We start from the raw sequence: 7,296 nt of genomic DNA on the forward strand, positions 1-7,296 counted from the left end.
AAGGGGTTCAGCCTTGCCGGGTTCGAGGCCGGGCGCATGCCCGGGCCGCTGCAGCCCGGCGCGCCGTTGCCCTATGCCATCGCGATCACCGCCGGTGCTGCCTTTTGGGCCACGAAGGCGCTGCCCTTCCTCTGACGGGCGGGCGGTCCCGGCCGCAGCTCAATCCTCTTTGCGCGCCACCGGCCGGCCGATGGATTCGGCGATCAGCGCATAGAGCTTCCCGATATCGGACGAGAGCAGCACAAGCGCGAAGGCCTCGCCGTCCGGGTCCTTCAGCACACGCCGGATCAGCTGTTCGAACTGGTCCAGATAGCGCGACGCCTCCATTTCGAAGTCCGGATCATGGACGAAGTGGCGGGCGATGCGGCGCGCGGTTTCCTTGTCGGCCATGCGGACGGTCGCGCGGGCGAACAGGCTGCGGTCCCCATCCAGATAGCGCTTCATCGCGTTTTCGCCGACATCGACCGACAGCAGCCGGGCGACGTCGATGGAGGCCGTGTTCAGGCTTTCCAGCAGGCGCTGCGAACGGGCGGCCAGCGTGTCGCGGGCGCGGATGTCCATCCGGGTGTCGACTTCGTCGACCCGCGCTTCCGTTTCGGAAATTACCTTCACCAGATCGACAAGGCGCGCCGTGAGCCGTTCCGAAGCCTCCCCGGCCGCGTCCGCCGCCTTGACCGAGGCATCTTCCAGCGAGGCGATCTGGAGCCGGATCGGCGCGCCGAAGGCCGCCTCGGCGCGGGTGGTGGCGAACTCGTTCAGGCTCTGCTCGGCTTCCGCCACCACCGAGGACAACAGCGTCTGCACTTCGGATGCGGTGGCGTTCACGCTGGCGCGCACCTGCATCACATTGTCCACCATGCGCGCGGCCGCGGCGATCGCGGTCTGCTCGGTGGTGTCGCGGATCTCGTTCACCACGCCGCGCGCGGTCTCGAACTCGCCCGCCAGCGACTGGGTGAGATTGACGACAGCGCCATGGTCCCGCTCGAACTGGGCGGCGCTGTCGCGCAGCAGCGCCACCTGGCTTTCGATCCGGTCGGCCAGCGCATCCAGCTGGGCCTGCACGTCGCGCGCGCGATCCTGAACGGTTTCGAATCCGCCGACGAGGGCGGGCAGCCGGGATTCGCTGGCGTCGGCAAAGCCGGCGAAGGCCGGGGCAAGGCCTGCGATCCGCTGCTCCAGCCCGCCAACTGCGGCCTGCTTGTCTTCCAGCGCATCCCCCAGCGCCGCAACGGCGCTCAGCGTGCGGCCCAGCAGTTCCACCGTTTCGGCATGACTGTCTGCGGCGCGGGCGCCAAGGTCGACGAAGCGGCCCTCCACCTGATCCAGGCTGGCGCTCGCCTCGGCGGCCATGCTGGAGGCGAGCTGCTGCTGCCGCACGCGAAGCTCGTCCAGTCGCAGCTCGACGCCGCTGACGAGGCGCGCGGCCTCCTCCTCCATCTCCTGCCCCATCGCCGTCTGGCGGGCCTTCAGCCCCTCCAGCCGCTCTTCCACCTGGGCGATGGTGTCGGCGAGAGCCGCCTGCATCCGCTGCCCGGCGTCGGCCTGCCGGCTCGCCAGTTCGCCCAGCTGCGCCTCCAGCTGAGACAGCCCGGCGGCCATCCGCTCCTGCTGCGCCAGGTCGGCGCTGCGCTGCCGCTCGGCAAGGCCGGCGAGCCGGTCCTCGAACTGCCGCGCCCGCGTTTCCGTCTCGCCCGCGATCTCGGCAGAGGCCTGCGCCTGCGCCTGCGCCAGCGCGGCCAGCCGCGCCTCGATATCGGCGATGGCCGCCGCTGCCGATTGCTGCAGCTGCTGCGAGGCCGCGATCTGGTCGGTGAACTGGCCCTTCAGCTGGCTCGCCGCACCCAGCAGCACGTCCAGCCGCTGCCCAACCAGCCGGGTGCCCTCGGTGCCGAAGGCGTCGAGGTCCGCGCGGGCGGTGGACATCATCTGCTCCACGCTGCGCGACTGGGCCGACAGCGTCTCCCCGATGGAGGCGAAGGCCTCGGCGGACCGGTCGAGCACGCCCGTCACAGCGGCGTCCAGCGTATAGGCGCGGCCGGCGATGGTCTTGGTGGTCTCGGCGGCGCTCTGGTCGATCTGGGCGATCAGGCCCTGCATCGTCGCCAGCATCGCTTCCGCTTCGCGCCCGGCGTCGCGCCCATGGGCGGCGATCTGCGCGAGCGAGGCTTCCATCGTCTCGATATTGCGCCGCGCCTCGCTGCCGGCGATCTTCAGCGCCGCTTCGGATTCCTGCGCCTGCCGCGACAGGGTGGGGATCAGCTCCTGCAGCTGGCTGGCCGCCTTGCCCATGTCGCCCGCAGACAGCGCCATGGTGCCGGCCGCCACTTCCAGCGCCTGGGCCCGGCCCGCCAGCCCATCCGCCTCTCCTGAGGCAGAGGCGCGCAGCGATTCGACGCGGTCGGCACAGGCGTCCAGCGTGGCGTGAACCCGGCCCAGCTGCGCTTCCAGTTCCGCCGTCGCCCGCGCGGCTGTTTCCACCCGGATTTCGATCTCGTCGATGTCCATCCCCTTGCGGCGGGCGGGAAGGAAGGCAGCAATCAGCAGCAGCACGATCAGCGGCGGGAAGATCATCGTCGCCCGGTCGGCCAGATGCTGCAACTGGCCCGGCGGCGCGATCGGCATGTTGGCACTGGCCGAAACGGTGATCAGGAACCAGGCCAGGCTGGCGGCGGCAAGCGCCCACAGCGGCCATTGCCGTTTTGCTTCAAACCCAGGCGCCGAGTGGCTCATCCGATATTCGCTCCCGCCAGTGCGCCCCGGTGTCTCCCTGGGGAAGCCATGGCCTATTGCGCAGACACCAACAACCAGTTGTCGCAACCCTAGCTACTGATACCATATCTGGTGCAGCGCAAGCGGATGCTGTCAGTTGTCCACAAGCATGACGGCTGCCGGGCGGCGGGCTTGAGCAGGCGGGCGGCGGCGCGGGCTGGCCTGCGGCGGCGACATCTGCTTTGTGCAGGGCATCGAGGGCCGACGGGGAGAGCGCCGATGAAGATCACCGCAGCCGTGCTGCACCAGTGCGGCGGGCACCACAGGCCCTATGGCAGCGCCGCGCCGCTCAGCGTGCAGGCGCTTGATCTCGATCCGCCGAAGCCCGGCGAACTGCTGGTGAAGATCGAGGCTGCGGGGCTGTGCCATTCCGACCTGTCCGTCATCAACGGCGACAGGCCGCGCCCGATGCCGATGGCGCTGGGCCATGAGGCGGCCGCCACCGTGCTGGCGCTGGGCGACCCGGACGACGGGCAGTTCGCCGTCGGGGACCGGGTGGTGCTGGTGTTCCTGCCCGCCTGCGGCCAATGCGTGCCCTGCCTGTCAGGCCAGGGGTATCTGTGCGCCAACGGGGCCGCCGCGAACGGGGAAGGGCGGCTGCTGCGCGGCGGCGTGCGCCTGCACGATCAGGGCCTGCCGGTGAAGCATCATCTGGGCGTTTCGGCCTTCGCCAGCCATGCCGTGATCGACCGCCGATCGGCCGTGAAGGTGGACGCGGATATCCCCGCCGAGATCGCCGCCCTGTTCGGCTGCGCGGTGCTGACGGGCGTGGGCGCGGTGTTCAACACGGCGGCGGTGCGGCCGGGCGAATCGCTGCTGGTCTATGGGCTGGGCGGCGTGGGGCTTTCGGCGCTGCTGGGCGCCCTGGCGGCCGGCGCGCAGCCGGTGATGGCGATCGACCCTTCGCCCGAAAAGCGCGCGCTGGCGCTGGAGCTGGGCGCGGCCGTCGCCGTTGCGCCGGATGCCGCGCGGGATCTGCCGAAGGCCGATGTGGTGATCGAAACGGTGGGTCGCGCGGCCGTGCTGGCCGAAGCCTATGCCGCCGCCCGGCGCGGCGGCCGCATCGTCACGGTCGGGCTGCCGAATCCGGCGGAGATGCTGGCCATCCCTGCGGTGTCGCTGGTGGCCGACGCGAAGACGCTGATGGGCAGTTACATGGGCTCGTCCATCCCCGCGCGCGACATCCCGCGCTATCTGGCGCTGTGGCGGGCCGGGCGGCTGCCGGTGGAACGGCTGCTCACCTCGGTCAGCCCGCTGGCGGACATCAACGCCCTGATGGACGAACTGGCCGACGGCCGCGCCATCCGCCAGATCGTGGTGCTGGGCTAGGGCACAACCCGCCGCCGCCCGGTTGACCGCCCCTCAGGTTGACCGCCCACCCCGATCATGGCAGGGACGCGCCGCCCGGAATCGGGCCGCGCACAACGCCAGCCGGATGCGCGGGTGTAGCTCAATGGCAGAGCAGAAGCTTCCCAAGCTTACGACGAGGGTTCGATTCCCTTCACCCGCTCCATTTCCCTGTCCGCCGACGTTCATATTCGTCTGGACACCCCCTGAAAATCCAAGGTATTTAGCGACTAACGGGCCGCCAGCGTTCGCCCATGTTCGCGTCTAGCCGCCATTCCTGGGGGTATGATTGGGGGGTATTGGCGAAACGGCCCGAAAGGCACCCCCAGGCGGCGGGGTATATTGGGGGTAGCGCCCCTGGGGAAAGCAGGTTTCGCCATGGCCCTGACAGACATTGCAATCCGGAACGCAAAGCCGGGCGACAAGCCCTTCAAGCTGACGGACGGTGCGGGCATGTTCCTGCTTGTCACCCCGGCGGGTGGGAAACTGTGGCGGCTGAAATATCGGATCGAAGGGCGCGAGAAGCTGTTGGCGCTTGGCGCCTACCCCGAAGTGGGCCTGGGCGAAGCCCGCAGGCGGCGAGAGGAAGCGCGGGAACTGATTGCCATCGGCAAAGACCCGTCGCGAGAGAAGCAGCGCGACAAGGTTCGGGCGCGCATTCAGTCGGCCGACACCTTCAAGGCCATCTGCGACGAATATTGCCAGAAGCGCAGGCGCGACGGTGTGAAGGGCTGGTCGCCTGCCACCGCCATCCGCAGCGAGTATCTGCTTTCACTTGTGTGCGGATCGATCGGCAAACTGCCCATTGGCGAGATTGAACCGGCGGACGTGCTGACGGCCATTCGCCGGATCGAAGGCAAGGGCAAGCTGGAAAGCGCCCGCCGCAGCCTGCAATTGACGGGGGCGGTGTTCCGCTATGCGGTGGCGACGGCGCGGCTGGCATCAGACCCGACCCGCGATCTGCGCGGCGCGCTGACGGCGCCAACAGTGACGCATTATGGCGCGATCACCGACGCGAAGCAGGTGGGCGGCCTGCTGCGCGCCATCGATGACTATGAAGGCGGCGGCATCACGAAGCTGGCGCTGCAAATCGCGCCGCATGTGTTCGTGCGCCCCGGTGAACTGCGCCATGCGGAGTGGGGCGAATTTGATCTGGACGGCGCGCTGTGGATCATCCCGGCGGGCAAGATGAAGATGCGCAAGGCGCATCATGTCCCGCTTTCCCGGCAGGCGGTGGCGCTGTTCCGTGACTTGCACGCGATCACTGGCCCCGATGGCTTTGTGTTCCCCTCTGTGCGGACGCGCGCCCGCCCCATGAGCGAGAACACGCTCAACGCCGGATTGCGACGGCTGGGCTATTCCACCGAAGAAATGACGGCGCACGGCTTCCGCGCCATGGCCTCCACGCTGCTGAACGAAAGCGGCAAGTGGCACCCGGACGCGATCGAGCGCGCGCTGGCGCATGGCGACACCGACAAGGTGCGCGCCGCTTATCACCGGGGCGCACACTGGAACGAGCGCGTGGACATGGCGCAATGGTGGAGCGACTATCTGGATACGCTGCGCAAGGGCGGCGATATCGTGCCCTTTCCAGACCGCAAGACAGGCTGAACGGATTGCCCTTGGCGGCATCCGTCGGCCGGGTTAAGCCCCTTTGGTGACTGATCCAACGCTGTTTTCCGCCGGTGCCTTGTTCACCCAGGACTATCTGGTGGAAGGGATTTGCAGCAGCGCGCATTATGCGGCTGTTGATGCGGCCGCCTTGCGTGACCGGCTGGCCGCTGTCCTGGCGGGTTTCCCCCACGCCAGCAGGCCAAATGAAGCCACCACCGAAAGCGATCTGGTGTGGCCGATCCTGAAGGCGCTGGGCTGGCAGGATTATCTGACCCAGCAGAATCTTTCCGCCAGTGGGCGGGTGGACGTGCCGGACGGGCTGCTGTTCATCGATGCCGAAGCGAAGGCCAGCGCCAATGGGCACCCCGAAGAATGGCGGCGGTATCAGTTTGGCGCGGCGGTGGTGGAAAGCAAACGCTGGGGCCGGGCGCTGGATCGGGCCGAAGGGCGAACCGGGGCAGACAAGGACACCCCTTCAACCCAGCTGCTGCGATACCTGCGGCGGATCGACGATCTGACCCAGGGTGAATTGCGCTGGGGCCTGCTGACCAACGGGGCCAAGTGGCGGCTCTATTTCGCGGGCGCGCGCTCCACGATCGATGATTATCTGGAAATCGATCTGGCCCGGATCATGGGGCTGGAAACCGATCTGCTGGATGCCGGTATCACCCGGCAAGAGCGTGATCATTGGCTGCGGGTGTTTGCCGCCATGTTTTCGCGCACCGCGTTCGAGCGGGCAACGGCCAGCGCCCCCAGCTTCCACGACACGGCCCGCAAGGAAGCGGGCTTTTACGAAGAACGGGTGGCCCGCAACCTGTCGGACCTTGTGTTCACCCGGCTTTATCCCGCGCTGGGCAAGGCGGTGGCGCGGGCGGCGCCTGCCGAAACCCCGCTGGATGATGTGCGGCAGGCAACGCTGATCCTGCTCTATCGGCTGCTGTTCGTGCTGTATGCCGAGGATCGCGGGCTGCTGCCGGTGAAAGATGCCCGGTTCGACGATTACGCCCTGCGGCTGGCGCGGCTGGACGTGGGCAAGCGCATGGACGCCGGGGACAGTTTTTCCGGCGTTGCCCGCACTTACTGGAACCGCTTTGCCGATCTGGCGGAAATGATCGACAAGGGCGATCCATCGGTGGGCCTGCCGCCCTATAACGGCGGCCTGTTCAATGCCGCGCAAACCCCGCTGCTGAAGGCGATTGCCCTGCCGGATGACGTGATGGCCGAAGCGATCGACATTCTTTCCTGGGAACGGCGGGACGGCCAGCGCCGCTACATCAATTACCGCGATCTTTCGGTGCAGCAGCTGGGGTCCATCTATGAACGGCTGCTGGAATTCGAGCTGACCCGCGATCCTGAAACCGGCGAAGTCGATATCCGGCCCAACATCTTCGCGCGCAAGAATTCGGGCAGCTATTACACGCCCGATGATCTGGTGCTGCTGATCCTGGATGAAACGCTGGCCCCCCTGATGGCTCTGTTGCAAAAATCGTGAAGCTTGAGCATGCTTGGCGGAGATTGGACGGACGGAACGATGACGGATTTCAAGTGGCGCCATTTCCAGGGTGA

4 protein-coding genes and 1 tRNA gene are annotated in these 7,296 nt (G+C 67.8%); 4 read left to right on the forward strand and 1 reads right to left on the reverse strand.

The features are described from left to right. Nucleotides 1-159: 159 nt before the first annotated feature. Nucleotides 160-2,730 (reverse strand): hypothetical protein, encoded by a 2,571-nt coding sequence (locus tag ACE3O8_RS05020; RefSeq protein WP_374387430.1) that lies wholly within the window; start codon nucleotides 2,728-2,730, stop codon nucleotides 160-162. Nucleotides 2,731-2,988: 258 nt separating this feature from the next. On the opposite strand from ACE3O8_RS05020, the gene ACE3O8_RS05025 reads away from it, so the two are divergent. From ACE3O8_RS05025 to ACE3O8_RS05040, 4 genes are all read left to right on the forward strand, one after another. Continuing rightward, nucleotides 2,989-4,098 (forward strand): zinc-binding dehydrogenase, encoded by a 1,110-nt coding sequence (locus ACE3O8_RS05025; RefSeq protein WP_374387432.1) that lies wholly within the window; start codon nucleotides 2,989-2,991, stop codon nucleotides 4,096-4,098. Between the two features lie 110 nt (nucleotides 4,099-4,208). Further along, nucleotides 4,209-4,282, forward strand: a tRNA-Gly gene (locus ACE3O8_RS05030). Nucleotides 4,283-4,494: 212 nt separating this feature from the next. Further along, the gene (locus tag ACE3O8_RS05035; protein WP_374387434.1) at nucleotides 4,495-5,727 is read left to right on the forward strand and encodes a tyrosine-type recombinase/integrase; all 1,233 of its coding nucleotides are present in this window, start codon (nucleotides 4,495-4,497) and stop codon (nucleotides 5,725-5,727) included. 46 nt (nucleotides 5,728-5,773) lie between these two features. Continuing rightward, complete coding sequence (locus tag ACE3O8_RS05040; protein ID WP_374387436.1) at nucleotides 5,774-7,222, forward strand: hypothetical protein; 1,449 nt, start codon at nucleotides 5,774-5,776, stop codon at nucleotides 7,220-7,222. The last annotated feature ends 74 nt before the right edge of the window (nucleotides 7,223-7,296 follow it).

The organism is Sandaracinobacter sp. (assembly GCF_041909755.1).
Lineage (GTDB): Bacteria > Pseudomonadota > Alphaproteobacteria > Sphingomonadales > Sphingomonadaceae > Sandaracinobacteroides.

Excerpts from the sequence above, each read along its gene's own strand:
- ACE3O8_RS05035 (WP_374387434.1), top strand. The coding sequence starts at position 4,495 with ATGGCCCTGACAGACATTGCAATCCGGAACGCAAAGCCGGGCGACAAG.
- ACE3O8_RS05025 (WP_374387432.1), top strand. The coding sequence starts at position 2,989 with ATGAAGATCACCGCAGCCGTGCTGCACCAGTGCGGCGGGCACCACAGG.
- ACE3O8_RS05020 (WP_374387430.1), bottom strand. The coding sequence starts at position 2,730 with ATGAGCCACTCGGCGCCTGGGTTTGAAGCAAAACGGCAATGGCCGCTG.